The following is a 21,209-nucleotide window of genomic DNA, read 5'->3' on the forward strand; positions in this document are numbered from 1 at the left end:
CGGCGGGCCGCGGCCTCCGGACCTCAGTACTGGCCGGTGCGGCCGGTGAGCGCCACGCCGATGCGCAGCACCGTATAGGCCACCGTATCGATGGCGCGCCACCACCAGGCGCGGCGGCGGTACTCGATCGGGCGCACGAAACGCCCGCCTTCCTCGATCGCGGTTTCGAGCCGCGTCTGCAGATCCCAGGCGAAGGGCTGATCGTCGACCACCACATTGGCCTCGCGCGCCAGCAACAGGCTGAACGGGTCGAGGTTGGATGAGCCCACCGTCGCCATGTTGTCGATGACGGCGACCTTGGCGTGCAGATAGCCCGGCATGTATTCGTAGATCTCGATGCCGTCGCGCAGCAGCTGGTCGTAGAGCGCGCGCGTGGCGTAATACTGCATGTAGTACTCGGGCTTGCCCTGCAGCAACAGCCGCACCCGCACGCCGCGCGAGGCGGCCTGGGCCAGCGCCTTGCGGAACTGATGGCCCGGAAAGAAATAGGCGTTGGCGATGAGAATGTCGCGCCGCGCATGCTCGATGCCGTACAGATAGGCGCGTTCGAAGGTCTGACGATGGCGCAGGTTGTCGCGCAGGATCAGCGCGCCCCGCAGGGTGCCGCAAGGCGCCGCGTGCAGGTGGCGCGGCTTGCGCAGCCGCAGCCGGCGCCAATCGCTCGGGTGACGCCGCACGCGGGCCCAGTTCAGCCGCACCCAGAGCAGATCCTGGGCGTAGATGATCTCGGGCACGAGCGGGCCGCACACGCGCACCGCGAAATCGAACCGCGGCGCCGGGATGTGATCGTGTTCGTCGAGATCGTCGAAGTCGTCGACCACGTTGATGCCGCCCACGAAGGCCGTGTGGGCGTCGATCACCGTCACTTTGCGATGCAGGCGGCGCAGGCGGCTGCGCGAAAACCGGAGCCGGCCCCACCAGCGCGGCTCGGGGCGGAAGATGCGGCATTGCCCGCCGGCGGCCACGATGCGCTCGCGCACCGCCTCGGCCGTGCCCGCGCTGCCAAAACCATCGATGACCACGCGCACCTTGACGCCGCGCTGGGCGGCGCGCTCGAGGCTGTCGAGCACGCGGCGGCCGGTGCGGTCGAACACGAAAATGTAGGTCTCGAGGTGCACGCTGGTGTGCGCGGCATCGATCGCCGCGCACAGGGCGGGGAAGAAATCCGCGCCATTCTGCAGCAGGTCGATCTGGTTGCCCTCGGTCCAGTGAATCCGGACGATGCTGGGTTTCACGGCAGCTCGAGCTCCGTCAGGAGCGGCGCATGATCCGAGAGCTTGGCCCATTCGCGCCCACGCAGCACCCGTGCGCTGCGCACGGCGAAGCCGCGCTGATAGATGCGATCGAGGCGGAACCACGGAAACACCGCCGGGAACGTGCGGGGCGGTGGCAGCGGGCAGTAGGCGCCGCCCATGCCGAGCTGGTTCTGGCGCTCGAGCATGGTGGTGCTGCCGGGCACGCCGCGCAGCACATTGGTGAGGCGGCGCATCGAATCGCGCAGGCGCGGCAGATCGCCGCCGGCCGTGCGCGGCGCATGCGAAAACACTTCGTACAGGCCCAGCTGCTGCACGAACATGGGCGCGAGCCGGTCGCCCCAGTCGTTGAAGTCACCGGCGATCAGCAGCGGCGCGCCGTCGGGCACCTCGCGCTTGATGCGTTCGGTGAGCAGCTGGATCTGCCGCGCGCGGCTGCCGGCAAACAGCCCCAGATGCACGACGAAGCAGTGCACCTCGGTGCCGCCCACGTCGATGCGCGCATGGAGCATGCCGCGCTGCTCGAGGCGGTGATCGGAGATGTCTTCGTTTTCGTGGCCCAGAATCTCGAAACGCGACAGCAGGGCGTTGCCATGGTCGGTGGAGGGGCGCACGGCGTTGCGGCCGTAGGCGGCCTGCATGCGCAGGGCGGCCGCGAGGGATTCGTGCTGCTGATCGAGCACCGACGATTGCTGGTTGCGCCCCTGCACTTCCTGCAGGAACACCAGGTCGGGCCGAAGACCGTACAGGCCCAGGCGCAGGTCGTTGAGCGACTCGCGCGTGCCGAGCGAGGACCGGCCTTTGTGAATGTTGTAGCTGACTACGCGAATAAGCGACATAGAGTCGTATGGCGCCTCATCAGAACAGAAGCTTGGGACGGAACGGCCCGGGTGCTCCTGCCTGCCCGGGCCGCCGCGGCGCCGTCTCGCACGGCGCCGCGTTTCCAGCTTACCTTACTTCACTTCGGTGTTGCGCAGACGGATGTGCAGCTCGCGCAGCTGCTTCTCGTCGACTTCGGACGGCGCCTGGGTCAGCAGGCACTGTGCGCGTTGCGTCTTCGGGAAGGCGATCACGTCGCGGATCGACTCGGCGCCGGTCATCATCGTGACAATGCGGTCCAGGCCGAAGGCGATGCCACCGTGCGGCGGCGCGCCGTATTGCAGCGCGTCGAGCAGGAAGCCGAACTTCTCACGGGCTTCTTCAGCGTCGATCTTGAGCGCGCGGAACACCTTGCTCTGCACTTCTTCGCGGTGAATACGGACCGAGCCACCGCCGATTTCCCAGCCGTTGAGCACCATGTCGTAGGCCTTGGCGAATGCCTGGCCCGGATCGGTCTGGAGGAAGTCCTCGTGACCGTCCTTGGGGCTGGTGAACGGGTGGTGGGCGGCGGTGTAGCGGCCTTCTTCTTCGTCGTATTCGAACATCGGGAAGTCGATGACCCACAGCGGCTTCCAGCCCGCGGCCGACAGGCCGGTCTTTTTGCCGAATTCGCTGTGACCGATCTTCACGCGCAGCGCGCCGATCGCATCGTTGACGACCTTGGCGCGGTCGGCGCCAAAGAAGATGATGTCGCCGTCCTGCGCGCCGGTGCGGGCGAGCAGCTCGGTGATCGCGGCATCGTGCAGGTTTTTCACGATGGGCGACTGCAGGCCCTCGCGGCCCTTGGCCACTTCGTTGACCTTGATGTAGGCCAGGCCCTTGGCGCCGTAGATGCCGACGAACTGGGTGTAGGCGTCGATCTCGCTGCGCGAGAGCTCGGCACCGCCCGGCACGCGCAGCGCCACGACGCGGCTACCCGCGGTGGTGGCGGCGGCCGCGAAGACCTTGAAGTCGACGTCCTTCATGATGTCGGCCACGTCGGTGAACTCGAGGTTCACGCGCAGGTCCGGCTTGTCGGAGCCAAAGCGCTGCATGGCTTCGGTCCAGGTCATGGTGGGGAACTGCTCGGGCAGCTCGACGCCCTGCACCACCTTGAACACGTGGCGGATCATGCTTTCGAAGATCGCGCGGATCTCGAACTCGTTGAGGAACGAGGTTTCGCAATCGATCTGCGTGAATTCAGGCTGGCGGTCGGCGCGCAGGTCTTCGTCGCGGAAGCACTTGGTGATCTGGTAGTAGCGGTCGAAACCCGACACCATCAGCATCTGCTTGAACAGCTGCGGCGACTGCGGCAGCGCGAAGAAGTGGCCGGCGTTCACACGCGAGGGCACGAGGTAGTCGCGCGCGCCTTCGGGCGTGCTCTTGGTCAGCATCGGCGTTTCGATGTCGATGAAGCCGAGCTCGTCCAGGAACTTGCGCACTTCGATCGACACGCGGTAGCGCAGCATCAGGTTGCGCTGCATCTGCGGGCGGCGCAGATCGAGCACGCGGTGCGTGAGGCGGGTGGTCTCGGACAGGTTGTCGTCGTCGAGCTGGAACGGCGGCGTGACCGACGGATTCAGGATCTCGAGTTGCTGGCACAGCACTTCGACCTCGCCCGACGCCAGATCGGCGTTGGTCGTGCCTTCGGGACGCAGGCGCACCAGACCGGTGATGCTGACGCAGAATTCGTTGCGCAGGCGCTCGGCGCTGCCGAAGGCTTCGGCGTTGTCCGGATCGAACACGATCTGGGCCAGACCGGTACGGTCACGCAAGTCGATGAAGATGACCCCGCCGTGGTCGCGGCGGCGGTTCACCCAGCCGTACAGGGTGACAGTCTGGCCGAGATGGTCACGGCAAACCTGGCCGGTGTAGCAGGTACGCATGCGGGATAACTCCGTGTATAGGCTGTGAGCGTAAGGGTTACGGTTCGGCGCGCGGGGCCGGAGGCTCGCCGTGCGTCGGGGATAGGGCTTCGGGCGGATGGCCTGCCTGGACTGGCGGGGTCACCACACCCATCGAAACGATGTACTTCAGGGCTGCGTCGACCGTCATTTGCAACTCGATGATCTGGTCGCGCGGCAGGATCAGAAAGAATCCGGAGGTCGGGTTCGGCGTCGTGGGCACGTACACGCTCAGATGCTCGCCCGGCAGATAGGATGCCACTTCACCGTTGGGCGTGCCGGTCAGAAAAGCGATGGTCCATGACCCTTGACGCGGGTACTGGATCAGCACGGCCTGACGGAAAGCCCGGCCGTTCGGCGCCAGCACGGTGTCGCTGACCTGTTTGACCGAATTGTAGATGGAACGCACCAGCGGGATACGCCCGAGGATACGTTCCCATTGGTCGAACAGGCTGCGGCCCAGCAGATTGGCGCCCAGCACGCCGGTCACGAGCACGACCGCGATCACCAGCACGAATCGAAAGCCCGGGATCCCGACGCCGAACAGCGATTCGGACGACAGGAACCGCGGCACGAAACCTTCGAGCGTATCGACCAGCAGACCGAGCACCCAGACCGTGATGGCCAGGGGCATCCAGATCAGCAGGCCGGTGATGAAGTACTTCTTGAACACGGCGTGCCCGCGGGGTGGCTCAGCTGGCCGTGCCGGACGTACCGGACGTGCCGCCGCTCGCGGCCGGGGCCGCGGGGGCCGCTGCCGGGGCGGCCGCGGGTGCGGCAGGAGCCGACGCGGCGCTGTCGCCTGCCGGCTTGCCGCCCTGCGAGCCACCACGGAAATCGGTGACGTACCAGCCCGAGCCCTTGAGCTGGAAGCCGGCGGCGGTCACTTGCTTGGTGAACGTTTCCTGGCCGCACTCGGGGCAAACCGAAAGCGGCGCGTCGGAGATCTTTTGCAGGACGTCGTTGGCAAAGCCGCACGCACTGCACTTGTAAGCGTAGATAGGCATGAAGTCAGGTTCCAGGCCAGGCGCCACACGATGTGGCGGGACATGGCGGCGGGCGCACGCGGCGCCCGCGGGCTGCCGAAGGCGACGAGCCGGTCCGGCAAAAACTACGGGAAAGACTTGAATTTTAGCGTTTTTCGGCGGCCGTACCGGGATCGGTGCTCAGACGGGCAGCAGGAACATGCAGGCCGCCACGCCGGTGGGCACCAGCGCGGCCAGAAACAGCTTGCCCGACGAGATGCTGCCATCCGGAAATTGGTTCTTCAGGATGGCGAACCCGGCGGGGTTGGGCGCGTTGGCGATGACGGTCAGACCCCCGCCGGTCACGGCGCCGGCCACCAGCATGTAGCGCCAGGCATCGCTCGTGCCTTCGACCAGCGAACCCAGATACGTGAGCGCCGCGTTGTCGGTGATCGCCGTGAGCGCGGTGGCGCCCCAGTAGAGCACCGTGGGCGAGAGGCCGCCGAGCAGATCCTGCAGCCACCACTTCTGCAACCCGCCCAGCACCACCAGCCCGGCGAGGAAGAAGCCGACCATCAGGCCCTCCTTGATGAGCAGGCGATTCTGATGGCGCTTGTAGGCTTCGGCAAAGCCGATGAACATCATGAGCAGACCGAGGAAGACGGCCGGGTGGTGTGCGGTGAGCACCACGGCGACCAGGAACACGAGGTGCACCAGAATGACCCACGCGGGCACCGCGGTGCGCGTGTCCTCGCCCTCGCCCGCCGCCACGCCCTTGCCCAGCCCGCCGTCGACCAGCGCCTCGCGGCAGAGGAAGGTGAGCAGCGCCGCGTTGATGATCACGGCCACCGCCGCGCGCCAGCCGAAGTGCGTGGCCATGAAGGTCGTGTCCCAGCCGAACGTGGACGCCACCATCAGCACCGGCGGCGCGGCATACGACGTGAGCACGCCGCCGATCGACACGTTGACGAAGAGCACGCCCAGGGTCAGATACTTGAAGCCGGCGCGCCCATGCACGCGGAAATAGCCGTCACGCAGCAGAATGGCCGCGAGCGTCATGGCGGCCGGCTCGGTGATGAACGAGCCGCCCAGCGGCACCAGCGCCATCACCACGAAAAAGGTCGCGAGCTCGCGCCGCAGCGGCAGGCCGCGCGCCACGATCTTGACCATGCCACCGACCAGCTCGAGGATGGGACGGCTGGCGGCCACCACCATGATCACGAACACGAACAGCGGCTCGGTGAAATTGCGCGTGTCCATGTACTCGATCGCGCTGCCGGTGCCGGCCAGCAGGGCCATCGCCACGATGAGCACGAAGGCCCACACGCCGAACACGGCCTCCACCTCGGAGAGCAGGTGCCACACCCCCGCGTGCGGGCCATTGCGGTGCGCCATGCGGGCAAAGAAAGGCACCGAGAAGGTATGGATGACGGCCACCGCGAACAGCAGGGTGGCGATGAGCTCTAAGGTGGACGGCATGAATGAATCCGTGGGCGACCGGGCGCCGGCGAAGGCGGGCGCGGACCCGTACAGGGTGGGAAGTGGCGCAATATACCGCAGCGGCCCGCCGGGGTCTTTCAGGCAAAGCCCGTATGTCCTGTGCACGGCCAGCCGCGGCGCGGCCCGGCAGCGGCGGGACGGCGGACCGCGGCGGCGCGGCCCGGGCGGCCCGACGCGCGGCTCAGGCCGCGCGGGCCTGCGCGCGCGCCTCGCGGATGAGCCGCGCGCCCTTCTCGGCGATCATGATGGTGGGCGAGTTGGTATTGCCCGACGTGATGGTCGGCATGATGGACGCGTCGACCACGCGCAGCCCGGTCACGCCATGCACGCGCAGCTCGGCGTCGACGACCGCATGCGGATCGCGCCCCATCTTGCACGTGCCCACGGGATGAAAGATCGTGGTGCCGATCGCGCCGGCCGCGGCGGCCAGGTCTTCGGCGGATTGCGCGGCCTCGCCGGGCCGATACTCTTCGGGCCGGTAGCGCGCCAGCGCGGGCTGCGCCACGATCCGGCGAGTCAGCCGGATGCTGTCGGCCGCGACCTGGCGATCCTCGGGCGTGCTCAGGTAATTGCACAGGATTTCGGGCGCCTCGAGCGGATCGGGCGACACGATGCGTACGTAGCCGCGGCTGGTCGGACGCAGATTGCAGACCGATGCCGTGAACGCAGGGAAGGCGTGCAAGGGATCACCGAACTTGTCCAGCGACAGCGGCTGCACGTGGTATTCGACATTGGCGCGCGGCTGGTCCGGGCTGGAGCGCGCAAAGGCGCCCAGCTGCGAGGGCGCCATGCTGAGCGGGCCGCGCCGGCCCCACGCGTATTGCGCGCCCATCATGAACTTGCCCCACATCGTGGCCGCCACGGCGTTGAGCGTACGCGCGCCATGCACCCGATAGACCAGCCGCAGTTGCAGATGGTCCTGCAGATTGCCCCCGACACCGGGCAGGTCGTGCACCATCTGCACGTTTTGGTACTCGAGCCAGTGCCGTGGCCCCACGCCCGACACCTGCAGCAGTTGCGGCGAGCCCACCGCGCCCGCGGCCAGGATGACCTCGCCGCGCGCGTAGGCGGTGCGCACGCCCGCCGCGTCGGTATGGAACTCCACGCCTTGCGCACGGCGCTGCTCGAACACGATGCGGCGCGCCCGCGCGCCGGTGATCACATGAAGGTTCGGACGCTTCATCGCGGGCCGCAGGAAGGCCTTGGCCGTATTCCAGCGAATGCCGCCGCGCTGATTGACCTCGAAGTAATCGCAGCCTTCGTTATTGCCCTGGTTAAAGTCATCGATCTTCGGAATGCCGGCCTGCGCGGCCGCGTCGCGAAACGCATCGAGCAATTCCCAGGACAGGCGCTGGCGCTCGACCCGCCACTCGCCACCCGCGCCATGAAACGCGTTGGCGCCGGCATGATGATCTTCGCAGGCCTTGAAGAGCGGCAACACGTCGTCCCAGCCCCAGCCGGGGTTGCCGAGCGCGGCCCAGCCGTCGTAGTCGGCGCGCTGGCCGCGCATATAGATCATGCCGTTGATGGACGAACAGCCGCCCAGCACGCGCCCCCGCGGATAACCGAGCTCGCGGCCATTGAGCCCGGGCTCGGGTTGGGTGCGATAACACCAATCGGTGCGCGGGTTGCCGATGCAGTACAAGTAACCCACGGGGATGTGAATCCAGTGCCAGTTGTCGGCCCCCCCGGCCTCGAGCAGCAACACGCGGACAGCCGGATCGGCCGACAGCCGGTTGGCCAGCAGGCAACCCGCCGAACCCGCCCCCACGATGATGTAGTCGTATGTCAGATCGGTCGCGCCGCCAGCCTTGCCCATGGGGTGATGTCTCCGGAACGTTGCACGTGCGTCCGCGCAATTCGTCAGACCGGAGTTGTAGTCCAGGGCCAGCCTTCTGCCTACTCGGGTCGTCCCCAGGAAAAATCAGGACGGAACCTAAATGCGCTAAGGTGGTCAGGTTTATTCAGGAATCTGTCAGGCACGCGCGATGCGTTCCGACAGCTCGCGATGACCGCCCACCGCCCGCCCCGACCGGGGACGCGCCGCAACCGGAGAACCGAAATGCAAGTGCTCACTCACACTAAGAACCGCATGTTTCCAGGATTGAGGCTTGCGTTGTTGGGCACCGCCGCCGCATTGATCGCGCTTCCGGCGGCGGCCCAGGCCGAGAATCCCCCGCGCTGGGTCGAGCTGGACGTGCCTTATGTGCCCACCCCCGACGACGCGGTCGCCAAGATGCTCGAGATGGGCGAGGTCGGTCCGCGCGACACCGTCATCGACCTGGGCTCCGGGGACGGCCGGATCGCGATCGCCGCCGTGCGCGACCGTGGCGCACAGACCGCCATGGGCGTGGACATCGACCCCGCGCGCGTCAAGGAAGCCAACGCCAACGCGCGCAAGGCCAAGGTCGAAGGCCGCGTGACGTTCAAGAAGCAGGACCTGTTCAAGACCGACATCTCGAAGGCGTCGGTCCTGACCATGTATCTGCTGCCCGACGTGAACCTCAAGATGCGTCCGGTGATCCTCGACAAGCTCGCGCCGGGCTCGCGCGTGGTGTCGCACGCCTTCACCATGGGCGAATGGGAAAGCGACCGCCGCGAAATGGTCGACGGCCGTTCGCTCTATCTGTGGATCGTGCCCGCCAAAGCCGCCGGCACCTGGCAGGTGCAAAGCCCCGAGGGCGCGTTCTCGCTCACGCTGCAGCAGCAGTTCCAGAAGGTGCAGGCCAGCGCCGAACGTGACGGCAAGGCGCTACCGGTGAGCGCGGCCACGCTGCGCGGCCCCGAACTGCGCTTCACGCTGGACGACGGCGGCAAGCCGCGCCAGTTCGTGGGCATGATCGAAGGCGACCGCATGCTTGCCCGCTCCGGCGACGGTCTGCAGGCCGATTGGCAAGCCACGCGGCAGGCCCGATGAGCGGCCCCCAGGATGGCCTGACCCTCTCCGCGCCCGCCGAGTCCACGCAACCGCCCCGCCTGTCGGTGCTCGACGCCGTCGCCGTGCTGGTCGGCGTGGTGGTCGGCATCGGCATCTTCGGCTTTCCGCCGCTGGTGGCTCAGCACGCGTCGTCGGAATTCGTCTATCTGGCATTGTGGGCCGCGGGCGGATTCGTCATGCTGATCGGCGCGCTCTGCTACGCCGAACTGGGCGCGTCCTATCCGGGCGCCGGCGGCGAGTATCTGTACCTCACGCGCGCCTGGGGCGCGCGCGCCGGGCTGCTGTTCGCCTGGGCGCGCTGCACCGTGATCCAGACCGGCGCGATCGCCGTGGTGGCCTTCATCTACGGCGAATATGCGCAGCAATTGCTGCCCCTCGGCCCCTACGGCGTGGCGCTGCACGCGGCCCTATCGGTGGTGGCGCTGACCGCGCTCAACATCGCGGGCACGCAGCCATCCAAGCGTCTGCAGTGGGTGTTCACGATCCTCACGCTCGCCGCGCTGGCGGCCGTGCTGCTGGCCGGCCTGACCGCCGCGCCGCAGACCGACGCCACCGCGATCGACATCGCGCCGCTGGCCGGCAACACCGCCGGTCTGCTCGGCATGGGCATGGTGTTCGTGCTGCTCACCTATGGCGGCTGGAACGAGGCCGCGTACCTGAGCGGCGAGCTGCGCGATCCGGGGCGCAACATGAGCCGCGTGCTGCTCGCCGGCACGGTCGTGGTGACCGTCGCGTACCTGCTGATCAATCTGGCGCTGTTGCAGATCTTCGGCCTGCAGGGGCTGCGCGACACCAACGCCGTGGGCGCCGCGGTCATGCAGCTCGCGGCCGGCCCCTACGCCGCAGCTTCGCTCAGCATGCTGATCTGCGCGACGGCGTTGAGCACCATCAACGGCACGATCCTCACCGGCGCGCGCCTGTACTACGCGCTCGGCCGCGACGTGCCGCGCCTGCGCGGTCTGGCGGGCTGGAGCGCGCGCGGGCACGCCCCCGTGAACGCGCTGCTGGCCCAGGGCGGCATCACGCTGGTGCTGGTGCTGATCGGCGCCTTCAGCGCCAACAGCGTGCAGACCCTCGTGGCCTACACGGCGCCGGTGTTCTGGCTGTTCATGATGCTGGTGGCCGCGTCGGTATGGCGTCTGCGCCAGCTCGACCCCGACCGGCCGCGGCCTTTCCGCGTGCCGGCCTACCCGCTCACGCCCGCCCTGCTGGCCTTGGCGTGCGCGGGCCTGGTCTATTCGAGCTCGGTGTATGCGGGCCTGGGCGCGCTGCTCGGGATCGCGGTGCTGATCGCGGGCATACCGCTGTTGCGCATGCTGCGGCCGGCTCAGGCGCAGGGGTAGCGACGGTCGAGCTCGGCCACGGCCGCGTCGAGCTGGTCCACCAGCGCGGCGCCGGCCGCGGCCATCGGCGCCCGCACCTGCGCGCGGATCATGCCCTGGCGCGCGAGCAGGCCCTTCACCGGGCCCGGATTGGGCTCGGCGAACAGCAGCTTCATGATGGGCGCCAGCGCGTGGAACAGCTGACGCGCCAGCGCCACCTGCTGCGCCTGCATGGCCTGGTACAGCGCCACGAACAGATCCGGCCGCACGTGCGCCGAGGCTGCGATCAGGCCGCTGCCGCCCAGGGCCAGCGTGCCCAACACATTCAGGTCTTCGCCGGCCAGCACCTGCAGGCCGCCGTGCGCGATCAGCGCCTGTGTCTTCTCCACCGAGCCGCCGCAATCCTTGATCGCGCGGATGTTGGGATGATCGGCCAGCCGCAGCAGCGTGGCCGTATCGATCTGCGCGCCGGTGCGATACGGAATGTCGTAGAGCAGCAGCGCGGCGGGCGAGGCCTCGGCCAGGGCCTCGAAATAACTCAGCAGACCGGCCTGGCTCGGGCGCACGTAATACGGCGCCGGCGCGAGCAGGCCGGCCAGCGGCCGCGTCGCGAACACGGCCAGGCGGCGCAGCACGTCGCGCTGATGATTGCCGGCCAGCCCCATCACCACGGGCATCGCGCCCGCCTCGTCCAGCACGGTGTCCAGCGTGGTGAGCTGCTCGTACTCGTCCATGGCCGCGGCTTCGCCGGTGCTGCCGCACACGACCAGGCCGTCGACGCCGGCGCGCCGATAGTGGCGCACCAGGCGGCGCAGCGCGGCGAGGTCCGGTCCTTCGTCATTGAACGGGGTGACCAGCGGCACCCACACGCCGTGGAACGACGCGGGCGCGCTGGCCGGAAGCGCGGCGCGCGCGGCGGCCGTCGCGGCCTCGTCGAGAATGGATTGGGCCGTGGCGCCGGCGGCGGCGGAAAGCGTTGCGATCGACATGAGCACTCCTTCGGTGCGGACCGTAATGGTGACCGTGCAGATACGCGAAGGGGTGTAGAGAAAGGGAATGCGCGTGTGAGCGCAGCCGGTTTCGCCGCTGTTCCGTCGCCCATCTGACGGAACAGCAAGCTCCGGTCAGATGAGCTGCTGTTTTTTGGATTTCAGGCCGGCACGCGACGACACCGCACCGAAGGCGCGGGAGAGGTCTGCGTGGGAAAAGGCCTGGTTCATGAAAACAGTATCGGGATAAAAGAGGATCGCCGAGCCGGCATTCTGCCGCGCCCCGCGCGCGCCTGTCAACGCGGCGGCGCGTTGAGGCTCTCCGTGAAGATCCGGCAGAGCGCTTCCATGCCGGCGCGGTCTTCGTCGTCGAAGCGGCCGGGGGTCGGGCTGTCGACATCCCACACGCCGAGCAGCGCGCCGTTGCGTTCGAGCGGCACCACGATCTCGGAGCGCGAGGCCGCGTCGCACGCGATGTGGCCCGGGAACGCGTGCACGTCGGGCACCACCTGCGTCTCGCGCGAGCTGGCCGCCGCGCCGCACACGCCGCGCTCGAGCGCGATGCGCACGCACGCCGGTTTGCCCTGGAAGGGGCCGAGCACCAGCTCGCGGCCGTCGAACAGATAGAACCCGGCCCAGTTGATATCGGGCACCGCCTGCCACACCAGGGCGCTGAAATTCGCGGCGTTGGCGATCAGGTCGTATTCGTCGGTGAGCAGGGCTTTCATCTGCGCGGCCAACTGGCGGTAGAGCTCGGGCTTGGATTCGGCGGAGAACGTGGCGGCTTCGAACATCGTCTGGTTTCTACTTGTAACTGTACCGGCAAAAATCGGTGGGATTGATTTTAGGGGCGTTTCACGGGGCCGCGGCCGGGCGCGGGCCTTATGCAACAATTAGTTTTTACCGCAAGTGTCTATACCTCTCTTCGATACCCCCTGCCATGGACAAGCCCTTCGAACCCGCGTGTTCGTTTTCCGAACGCGCCCAGCAACTCACCAGCTCCGCCATTCGCGAGATCCTGAAGGTCACCGAGCGGCCCGAGGTCATCTCGTTCGCCGGCGGCCTGCCCGCCCCCGGCGGCTTCCCGGTGGAAGTGGTACGCGCCGCGTTCGACAAGGTCCTGTCCACCAATGGCCGCGCCGCGCTGCAGTACGGCCCCACCGAAGGCTATGCACCGCTGCGCCAATGGGTGGCCGACGACCTGAACAAGGCCGGCGCCGACGTCACGGCCGACCAGATCCTGATCGTGTCGGGCTCGCAGCAGGCGCTGGATCTGCTCGGCAAGGTGCTGATCGACAAAGACAGCAAGGTGCTGGTCGAAGACCCCAGCTATCTGGGCGCGCTGCAATCGTTTTCGCTGTATCAGCCGCGCTTCGTGCCGGTGCCCACCGACGAGGGCGGTCTGATTCCCGAGGCGATCACGGCCGAGCTCGCCGCCGACGCGCGCTTCCTGTACGCGCTGCCCAATTTCCAGAACCCCACCGGCCGCACGCTGAACCTCGCACGCCGCGAAGCACTGGTGGCGCGCGCCGCCGAATTCGGCCTGCCCATCATCGAAGACGACCCCTACGGCGAGCTGCGCTACGCCGGCGAGCCGCAGCCCGGCCTGCTGGCGCTGGGCAACCGGGTCGGCGCCACGGTGATCCGCCTCGGCACGTTCTCGAAGGTGCTGGCACCGGGCCTGCGCCTGGGCTACATCGCCGCGCCGCGCAACATCATCCACAAGCTGGTCCAGGCCAAGCAGGCCACCGATCTGCACACGCCCACCCTCACGCAGATGGCCGTCTACGAGATCGTGAAAGACGGCTTCCTCGACGAGCACCTGCCCAACGTGCGCGAGATCTATCGCAAGCAGGGTCGCGCCATGCTCGACGCCATCGAGCAGGAGTTCCCCGCCACGGTGAGCTGGACCAAGCCCGAGGGCGGCATGTTCCTGTGGGTCACCCTGCCCGAGCACATCGACAGCGCCAAGCTGCTGGCCGCCGCGGTCGAACAAAACGTCGCCTTCGTGCCCGGCGGCCCGTTCTACGCCGGCTCGCCGCGTCACAACACGCTGCGCCTGTCGTTCGCCACCGTGCCCGAAGACAAGATCCGCGCGGGCATCGCGATCCTGGGCAAGCTGCTCAAGTCGTACGTCTGATCGGCGCGCGAACGGACGCCGGGCTCATCCCGCGTCCGTTCGTCTCTGCGTTCGTCTCTGCGATCGTGTCTGCGATCTTGTCTGCGTTCGTGTTCGTGTTTGCGTTCGCCCGTGCGCGTTCGCGTAGCGTGCCTGCCGTGCGCTCTCTCGTAGCGCGCGCCTGCTAGTATTGAGCCTCTGGCCACGCCGGTCGCAGCCACGCGGACACTTCCGCGCCGGGGCGTCCCGCGTCGGCGAGGTTTCCCGCCCTGCGCCGGGCGCCCGAATCCCGCCGCGCCATCTCATCGCGTCCGCCTAGCCACAGGCTGCGGCCGCGCGCTTCGTTCCAACCGCCAACGCCTGCCTGCCGTGAGCACGCCTCAATCCACCGCCCCCGATCTGAACGACATTGTTTTCGACGACTGGGTCGAACGTTGGCTGCCGCGCGCGTGGCGCCCCTACGCGCGCCTGTGCCGCCTCGATCGTCCGATCGGCACCTGGCTCACGCTGCTGCCCTGCATCGCCGCCCTGGTGCAGGCCTCCGGCGGCATGCCGGACCTGCGCCGCCTGATCGTGTTTTCGCTCGGCGCCCTGCTGATGCGCGGCATTGGTTGCACGGTCAACGATATGTGGGACCGCGATATCGATCGCCACGTCGAGCGCACGCGCTTCCGGCCGCTCACCAGCGGCCAGATCACCATGCGTCAGGCCGTCGTGTTCCTGATCGCGCAACTGCTGGTCTGTGCGTCGTTGCTGTTCTTCATCAACGAACTGAGCCGCTGGTGGGCGCTCGCCGTGCTGCCGTTCGTGTTCATCTATCCCTTCTGCAAGCGCGTCACGTACTGGCCGCAGGTCGTGCTGGGCATCTGCTTCAACTGGGGCATGCTGATGGCCTGGTCCGACACGCACAATGCCGTGCCGCTGGCGGCCATCGCGATGTGGTTCGGTGCCGTGCTGTGGCAGGTGGGCTACGACAGCATCTACGCCTACATCGACGTGCGCGACGACCGCAGCCTCGGCCTGCATTCCACCGCGATGCGATTCGGTGACCGGGGCAAGACCTGGATCGGGGGGTTTTACGTGGCCGCCGTGGCGCTGTGGGTCTGGGCCGGCTACGCCATGGGCCTGAGCTGGCCCTATCAGGTGGGCATGGCCGCCGTGGCCCTGCACCTGGCATGGCAGCTCAAGGAGTTCGACATCCGCCGGCCGGAGCGCGGCCTCGCGCTGTTCCGCGCCAACCTCTGGACCGGCGTGCTGCTCATCGTCTCGGCCTTCGCCGGCACGCTGTGAGCGCCACGATGCCCGCCACGCCGCTGACACCGATCGGCTGACCCGCCCGCGAGGCCAACACCGATCGGCTGACCCGCCGCGCGACACTCCCGCCGGGGAGCCCGACGAGAAAACCGCCTTCGAGGCGGTTTTTTCATTCCTGGGTATACCGGCTCTTGCCCCCATGGATGGAGGCAATATCCCCACAGGTGGGATAGTTAACCGATGTAACCAGCCATTCTTCACACGGATGGAATAATGTTTTCTGGAAATACGGGTTTATCCGGGGGGTCTGAAAGTCCAGAATGTCTTCAACGGGAAACAAACACGAACACGACGGATAGGCCGCCGAGTCCGAACCCTTGTGTAGGACCCCTGGAGAATAATCATGAAGACCCTTGCTACCGCAGTTGTACTGTCGATGTCCCTGATGGCTGGCGCCCAAGCCGCCGACCTCAGCCAAGAACCCACCCGCGCCCAGGTTCAAGCCGAACTGGCTCAAGCCAAGGCGCAAGGCCAATACACCTTTGGCGAAGAAGCCTACCCCGCCGCGCTGCCCCAGACCCAGGCGCTGAGCTCGCAAGACGTGGCGCAGCAACTGGCGCAAGCCAAGGCAGAAGGCGAAGTGACCTTCGGCAATCTGGACTACCCGCCCCAAGCAGCCGTGAGCGGTCCGACCGAAACGCGCGCTCAGGTGAAGGCCGATCTGGCCCAGGCCAAGGCTGACGGCACCGTCACCTTCGGCAACCTGGACTACCCGCCCCAAGCAAGCTGATCCGGTTCACACCGGCACCGGGTATCGGCCCCCGTTCCGATCCCGTAAGAAGCCCGCCTCGCACGGCCCCTCACGGCCCGCGGCGGGCTTCGACCTTTGGCGGCGCGAATCGGCGGACCGCCACTAGTGAATCTCCGTCGGCCAACCGCAGACGGCCAAAACGTACATTTCGGCGGAATAGGTAGTCATATCGTCGGCCATTCGGCGACTTATCGTCGTTTTACCGGCTACGTTTCGACAGCCCTCGCCGCTAGCATGGTGCAGCCCCTCAACCCCACTCTGTTGGAGCCGTGCCATGTCCTCTACCCCGATCACCATCCTCGGCGCCGGCAAGATCGGCTTTGCCATTGCACTGCTTCTGCACCGCACCGGTGACTTTCACGTGCGGGTCGCCGATCAGGATCCCGCTCGCCTGGACGCGGTGGCCGCGCTCGGCTGCGACACCGTGCAGGTGCGCGGCGATGCCGGCATGCGCGAGGCCATTGCCGGCCAGTACGCGGTGCTCAATGCCCTGCCCTTTCATTGCGCCGTGAGCGTGGCCGGCCTCGCCGCGGAGGCGGGCGTGCATTACTTCGATCTCACCGAGGACGTGGCCAGCACGCGCGCCGTGGCCGCGCTGGCGTCCGAGGCCCGCACCGTGCTGATGCCGCAATGCGGGCTGGCGCCGGGATTCATCGGCGTGGTCGGTCACGACCTCGCCCGCCGCTTCGAACAGGTGCTCGATCTGCGCATGCGCGTGGGCGCCTTGCCGCGCTATCCCTCCAATGCGCTGCGCTACAACCTCACCTGGAGCACCGAGGGTCTCATCAACGAGTACTGCAATCCCTGCGAGGCGCTCGTCGACGGCGAGCTGCAACGCGTGGCGCCGCTCGAAGGCTACGAGACCTTCACGCTGGACGGCGTCGAGTACGAGGCCTTCAACACCTCGGGCGGCCTGGGCACCCTGCCGCACACGCTGGCCGGCCGCGCCCGCAACGTCGACTACAAATCGGTGCGATACCCCGGCCATTGCGACATCATCAAGCTGCTGCTCAACGATCTGCGCCTGCGTGAACGCCGCGATCTGCTGCAGGAGATCCTGGAATCGGCGATCCCGTCGACCGAGCAGGACGTGATCGTGATCCTCGCGAGCGCCAGCGGCTACCGGGCGCGCCGCCTGGTGCAGGAGTCGTTCGTGGCGCACATCCACGGCGCCGAGGTCGACGGCCATTTCCTGAGCGCGATCCAGCTGACCACGGCAGCGGGCATCTGCGCCGCGCTCGATCTCGTGCATGGTGGCCGGCTGCCGCAGCAGGGCTTCGTCGGCCAGGAGCGCATCGCGCTCGCCGACCTGCTCGCCAACCGCCACGGCCGCGTCTATGCCGGCCGCGCGGTGGCCGACATGGCGACGCTCTAGTCCGCGATCAGGCCCAGCCTTCGAGCCGCAGCGTCGCCCGCACCAGACGCTGCTCTTCCTGCTCGATCTCGCTCAGGCTGCGCCGCACGCTGTCGACATGGTCGGTGGCGGCGCGGTGCGCCTCGTCGGGCTGGCGTTCGGTCACCGCGCGAAAGAGCCGCGCATGCTGCAGATCGATCTGCTGCTTGTGCGGCTCGCGGTGATAGAGATTGTTGACGCACGCATAGACAGAGCCCAGCAGCAGATCCGTGAGCGACTGCAGCGTGTGCACCAGCACCGCATTGTGCGAGGCCTCGCAGATCGCCAGATGAAACGCGTGATCGTGATTCGCATGCGTGGCCACGTCGGCCCCGGTCTCGTGCGCCGCCATCATCGCCTCGTAGCGGCGGCGGATCATGATGAAGTCGGCCTGCGTGCCGCGGATCGCGGCCAAGCGTGCCGACTCGCCTTCGAGCAGCGAGCGCACTTCGAGCAGGTCGTAGAGGGTGCGGGGCTGCGAGTGAAACAGATGCACCAGCGGGCCCGCATCGATCTGCGACATGCGCGCCACGAACGAACCGCGACCCTGCTCGGTATGGATGATCTGGCGCGCGCGCAGCAACTGCAGCCCCTCGCGCAGGGCACTGCGCGACACCTTGAGCTTCTCGGTGAGCCGCCGTTCCGAGGGCAGCGGCTGGCCCGCCTTGAGCACGCCATCGAGGATCAGGCGCTCGATGCGCTCGGCCACGGCCTGGGCCACTTGCGGCCGCTGGCCCGCGTCTGGGGTATCCATAGTTCTCCGCACCAACTGGTATGACCAGCGCGCGCCGCGTGGGCGCCGCTGCCGGGATGAATTCTCAAGCTGTTGAAATCACATCATAAAACGGCATTTCACGGCAGGCATCCGAGCACACAAACTGGTCTGACCAGTGCCGCGGAGGCTGGACAGCCCGGCCGCCGAAACGCGATGATGCGACATGGCCGTGCACCGCAGCATCCGGGTACCCGGCGCCTCTTCCTCCCCACCTCATCTTTCTCTTCATCGAGACCGCCATGACCGAGCGCATCCCGCACCACGGCCTGCAAGTGGCCACCGTCCTGCACCACTTCATCGAAGACGAGCTGCTGCCCGGCACCGGCGTCGACAGCGACGCCTTCTGGAGCGGATTCGCCGCATTGGTGAACGACCTGGCGCCGCAAAATCGCGCCTTGCTGGCCGAGCGCGACCGCCTGCAGGTCGAGCTCGACACCTGGCACCGCGCCCATCCCGGCCCGATTCGCGACCATGCCTCGTACCGCGCGTTTCTGGAGCGCATCGGGTATCTGCAGCCGGCGCCGGCGCACGTGCGTGCCACGACCGCGCAGGTCGACAGCGAGATCGCGATCCAGGCCGGGCCCCAGCTGGTGGTGCCGGTGTCCAACGCACGCTACGCGCTCAATGCCGCCAACGCCCGCTGGGGCAGCCTGTACGACGCGCTGTATGGCACCGACGCGATTCCGGCCAGCGCCGGCGCCGCGGGCCGCGAATACAACCCGCAGCGCGGTCAGGCGGTGATCGCGCGGGCCCGCGCCTTCCTGGACCAGGCGGCGCCGCTGGCGCAGGGCTCGCACGCCGACACCACCGCCTACGCCATCGCCGACGGCAAACTCGTGGCCACCGTCGCGGGCAAACTGGTCGGCCTGGCCGATCCGGCGCAACTGCTCGGCTTCCAGGGCGAAGCCGGTTTCCCCACCGCCATCGTGCTGCGTCATCACGGCCTGCACTTCGAGATCCAGATCGACCGCCAGCATCAGATCGGCGCCACCGACGCCGCCGGCGTGAAAGACGTGCTGGTCGAGGCCGCGCTCACCACCATCATGGATTGCGAAGACTCGGTGGCCGCGGTCGATGCGGAAGACAAGGTCCATATCTATCGCAACTGGCTCGGCCTGATGCGGGGCGACCTGTCCGAAAAGGTCAGCAAGGGCGGCAATACGTTCACGCGCCGCATGGCGCCCGATCGCGAATACCAGGGGCTGGACGGCAACACCTTCACGCTGCCCGGGCGCTCGCTGATGTTCGTGCGCAACGTGGGCCATCTCATGACCAACCCCGCCGTGCTGGACGCCGACGGGGCCGAGGTGCCCGAGGGCATTCTCGATGCCGTAATCACGGTGCTGGCCGCGACCGCCGACCTGGCGCTCAAGCGCAACTCGCGCACCGGCTCGATCTACATCGTCAAACCCAAGATGCATGGCCCGGCCGAAGTGGCGTTTGCCAACACGCTGTTCGACCGCGTCGAAGACCTCTACCGGCTGCCGCGCAACACGGTGAAGATGGGCATCATGGACGAGGAGCGCCGCACCAGCGTCAACCTCGCGGCCTGCATCGCCGCCGCCTCGCAGCGCGTGGCGTTCATCAATACCGGCTTTCTGGATCGCACGGGCGACGAGATGCATACCGCGATGGAAGCCGGCCCGATGCTGCGCAAGGGCGACATGAAGTCCAGCGCCTGGATCACCGCCTACGAGCGCAACAACGTGCTGACCGGCCTGGACTGCGGCCTGCGCGGCCGCGCGCAGATCGGCAAGGGCATGTGGGCCATGCCCGACCTGATGGCCGCCATGCTGGAGCAGAAGATCGCGCACCCCAAGGCCGGCGCCAACACCGCCTGGGTGCCCTCGCCCACCGCGGCCACGCTGCACGCGATGCACTACCATCAGATCGACGTGCAAGCCGTGCAGCAGGAGCTCGAGCGCACCCAGTATGCGCAGGTGCGCGACAGCCTGCTCGAAGGCCTGCTCACCGTGCCGGTGGGCGATCCCGCCACCTGGACGCCGGACGCCATCCAGCAGGAGCTCGACAACAACGTGCAGGGCATCCTGGGCTATGTGGTGCGCTGGATCGATCAGGGCGTGGGCTGCTCCAAGGTGCCCGATATCCACGACGTGGGCCTGATGGAAGACCGCGCCACGCTGCGCATCTCGAGCCAGCACATCGCCAACTGGCTGCGCCACGGCATCGTCGACGAGGCCCAGGTGCGCGCGACCTTCGAGCGCATGGCGGCCGTGGTCGATGGCCAGAATGCCAACGACCCCTACTACCAGCCGATGGCCGGCCGCTTCAGCGGCTCCTATGCCTACCGGGCCGCGTGCGCGTTGGTGTTCGAAGGCCTCACGCAACCCAACGGCTATACCGAGCCGCTGCTGCATCAGTACCGTCTCGCCTACAAGGCCGTGCACGACTGAACGCCGCGCAGCACAGCCCTGCAAACCGCCGCCCGGCTGCCCGCCGTGGCGGCGGTTTGCGTTTTCGCACGACCGTGCTAAATTGCGGGCATGGACACACACGCTTCCAAGAGCGAGCTCACGCTCGCGGCCATCGTGGACGCCGCCCTCGACATGGCGGCGAGCCAGGGCATGGAATCGCTCTCGCTCGGCGAGGTCGCGCGCCGTCTGGGCATCAGCAAAAGTGGCGTCTTCTCGCGCGTCGGCTCGCGCGAGGCCTTGCAGCGTGCCGTGCTGGATGAATACGATCGCCGCTTCGTCGAGGCGGTGTTCACGCCGGCGATGCAGGCGCCGCGCGGCCTGCCGCGCCTCGACGCCCTGGTCGGCAACTGGATCACGCGCGCCGCTAATGTGGACACCCACACCGGCTGCATCTATGTGGCCGGTGCGTTCGAATACGACGACTTCGACACGCCGCTGCGCGAGCGATTGCAAGAAAACGTGCAGCGCTGGCGCGCCGCGCTCGAACGCACCGCCGTGCAGGCGCTCGAGGCCGGGCACCTGCGTCCGGACACCGATGCACGTCAGCTGGTCTTCGAGGTGTACAGCCTCATGGTCGGGCTGATGCACGATGCCCGCTTCCTGCGCGATCCCGAGGCGCCCGAGCGCGTGCGCCTCGCCTACCGCAGGCTGATTTCCACGTATCGCAGTTTCTCCGCCGCCTGAGCCCCGAGC

Annotated in this window: 18 protein-coding genes; 8 read left to right on the forward strand and 10 right to left on the reverse strand. The window is 67.7% G+C overall.

The window, feature by feature from the left end; all coding sequences use genetic code 11:
• Positions 1–23: 23 nt before the first annotated feature.
• The 7 genes from clsB to CEK29_RS22155 form a co-directional block, all read right to left on the reverse strand.
• On the reverse strand, positions 24–1,235 hold the full coding sequence (gene clsB / locus CEK29_RS22125) for a cardiolipin synthase ClsB (protein ID WP_094859354.1): 1,212 nt from the start codon (positions 1,233–1,235) through the stop codon (positions 24–26).
• Complete coding sequence (locus CEK29_RS22130; protein ID WP_094797948.1) at positions 1,232–2,092, reverse strand: endonuclease/exonuclease/phosphatase family protein; 861 nt, start codon at positions 2,090–2,092, stop codon at positions 1,232–1,234. Before CEK29_RS22130 ends, clsB begins: the two co-directional genes overlap by 4 nt.
• Positions 2,093–2,206: 114 nt before the next feature.
• The gene (gene aspS / locus CEK29_RS22135) at positions 2,207–3,997 is read right to left on the reverse strand and encodes an aspartate--tRNA ligase (protein WP_094797949.1); all 1,791 of its coding nucleotides are present in this window, start codon (positions 3,995–3,997) and stop codon (positions 2,207–2,209) included.
• A gap of 37 nt (positions 3,998–4,034) precedes the next feature.
• Positions 4,035–4,649, reverse strand: a complete 615-nt coding sequence (locus tag CEK29_RS22140; RefSeq protein WP_255176237.1) for a DUF502 domain-containing protein — start codon at positions 4,647–4,649, stop codon at positions 4,035–4,037.
• Between the two features lie 58 nt (positions 4,650–4,707).
• Positions 4,708–5,022 carry an FmdB family zinc ribbon protein gene (locus tag CEK29_RS22145; RefSeq protein ID WP_094859355.1) on the reverse strand — a complete coding sequence of 105 codons (315 nt, stop codon included), beginning with the start codon at positions 5,020–5,022 and terminating at the stop codon, positions 4,708–4,710.
• A 159-nt stretch (positions 5,023–5,181) separates the two neighbouring features.
• Positions 5,182–6,459 (reverse strand): putative Na+/H+ antiporter, encoded by a 1,278-nt coding sequence (locus CEK29_RS22150; protein WP_094859356.1) that lies wholly within the window; start codon positions 6,457–6,459, stop codon positions 5,182–5,184.
• Between the two features lie 202 nt (positions 6,460–6,661).
• Entirely contained in the window at positions 6,662–8,299 is a 1,638-nt protein-coding gene (locus CEK29_RS22155) for a GMC family oxidoreductase (RefSeq protein ID WP_094859357.1), read from the reverse strand.
• Positions 8,300–8,542: 243 nt separating this feature from the next.
• Between CEK29_RS22155 and CEK29_RS22160 the strand changes: the two genes are divergently transcribed.
• Positions 8,543–9,397 (forward strand): 50S ribosomal protein L11 methyltransferase, encoded by an 855-nt coding sequence (locus tag CEK29_RS22160; protein ID WP_094859358.1) that lies wholly within the window; start codon positions 8,543–8,545, stop codon positions 9,395–9,397.
• Positions 9,394–10,761, forward strand: coding sequence for an APC family permease (locus CEK29_RS22165; RefSeq protein ID WP_094797954.1), 1,368 nt, complete (start codon positions 9,394–9,396; stop codon positions 10,759–10,761). The genes CEK29_RS22160 and CEK29_RS22165 overlap by 4 nt, the downstream gene beginning before the upstream one ends.
• Here CEK29_RS22165 and dapA read toward each other — a convergent pair.
• Positions 10,746–11,729 carry a 4-hydroxy-tetrahydrodipicolinate synthase gene (dapA, locus tag CEK29_RS22170; RefSeq protein WP_094797955.1) on the reverse strand — a complete coding sequence of 328 codons (984 nt, stop codon included), beginning with the start codon at positions 11,727–11,729 and terminating at the stop codon, positions 10,746–10,748. The two genes, CEK29_RS22165 and dapA, sit on opposite strands and share 16 nt — an antisense overlap.
• A 296-nt stretch (positions 11,730–12,025) precedes the next feature.
• Positions 12,026–12,523, reverse strand: a complete 498-nt coding sequence (locus CEK29_RS22175; protein ID WP_094859359.1) for a GAF domain-containing protein — start codon at positions 12,521–12,523, stop codon at positions 12,026–12,028.
• Positions 12,524–12,669: 146 nt separating this feature from the next.
• Here CEK29_RS22175 and CEK29_RS22180 point away from each other — a divergent pair, with 146 nt between their 5' ends.
• The 4 genes from CEK29_RS22180 to CEK29_RS22195 all read left to right on the forward strand — a co-directional run bounded on the left by CEK29_RS22180 (position 12,670) and on the right by CEK29_RS22195 (position 17,288).
• Positions 12,670–13,869 carry an aminotransferase-like domain-containing protein gene (locus CEK29_RS22180; RefSeq protein ID WP_094797957.1) on the forward strand — a complete coding sequence of 400 codons (1,200 nt, stop codon included), beginning with the start codon at positions 12,670–12,672 and terminating at the stop codon, positions 13,867–13,869.
• Positions 13,870–14,217: 348 nt separating this feature from the next.
• A complete protein-coding gene (ubiA, locus tag CEK29_RS22185) occupies positions 14,218–15,138 on the forward strand; it encodes a 4-hydroxybenzoate octaprenyltransferase (protein ID WP_094859360.1) in 921 nt (306 codons plus the stop codon).
• A 367-nt stretch (positions 15,139–15,505) separates the two neighbouring features.
• Complete coding sequence (locus CEK29_RS22190) at positions 15,506–15,892, forward strand: DUF4148 domain-containing protein (RefSeq protein WP_094859361.1); 387 nt, start codon at positions 15,506–15,508, stop codon at positions 15,890–15,892.
• A 295-nt stretch (positions 15,893–16,187) separates the two neighbouring features.
• The gene (locus tag CEK29_RS22195; RefSeq protein WP_094797960.1) at positions 16,188–17,288 is read left to right on the forward strand and encodes a saccharopine dehydrogenase family protein; all 1,101 of its coding nucleotides are present in this window, start codon (positions 16,188–16,190) and stop codon (positions 17,286–17,288) included.
• Positions 17,289–17,295: 7 nt separating this feature from the next.
• On the opposite strand, the gene glcC is transcribed toward CEK29_RS22195, so the two are convergent.
• Complete coding sequence (gene glcC / locus CEK29_RS22200) at positions 17,296–18,060, reverse strand: transcriptional regulator GlcC (RefSeq protein ID WP_094859362.1); 765 nt, start codon at positions 18,058–18,060, stop codon at positions 17,296–17,298.
• A 260-nt stretch (positions 18,061–18,320) separates the two neighbouring features.
• Here glcC and CEK29_RS22205 point away from each other — a divergent pair, with 260 nt between their 5' ends.
• Both CEK29_RS22205 and CEK29_RS22210 read left to right on the forward strand, forming a co-directional pair.
• Positions 18,321–20,495, forward strand: coding sequence for a malate synthase G (locus tag CEK29_RS22205; protein ID WP_094859363.1), 2,175 nt, complete (start codon positions 18,321–18,323; stop codon positions 20,493–20,495).
• A gap of 90 nt (positions 20,496–20,585) precedes the next feature.
• A complete protein-coding gene (locus CEK29_RS22210) occupies positions 20,586–21,200 on the forward strand; it encodes a TetR/AcrR family transcriptional regulator (RefSeq protein WP_094797963.1) in 615 nt (204 codons plus the stop codon).
• Positions 21,201–21,209 lie beyond the last annotated feature (9 nt).

It is taken from the genome of Bordetella genomosp. 5 (genome assembly GCF_002261475.1).
Lineage (GTDB): Bacteria > Pseudomonadota > Gammaproteobacteria > Burkholderiales > Burkholderiaceae_B > Bordetella.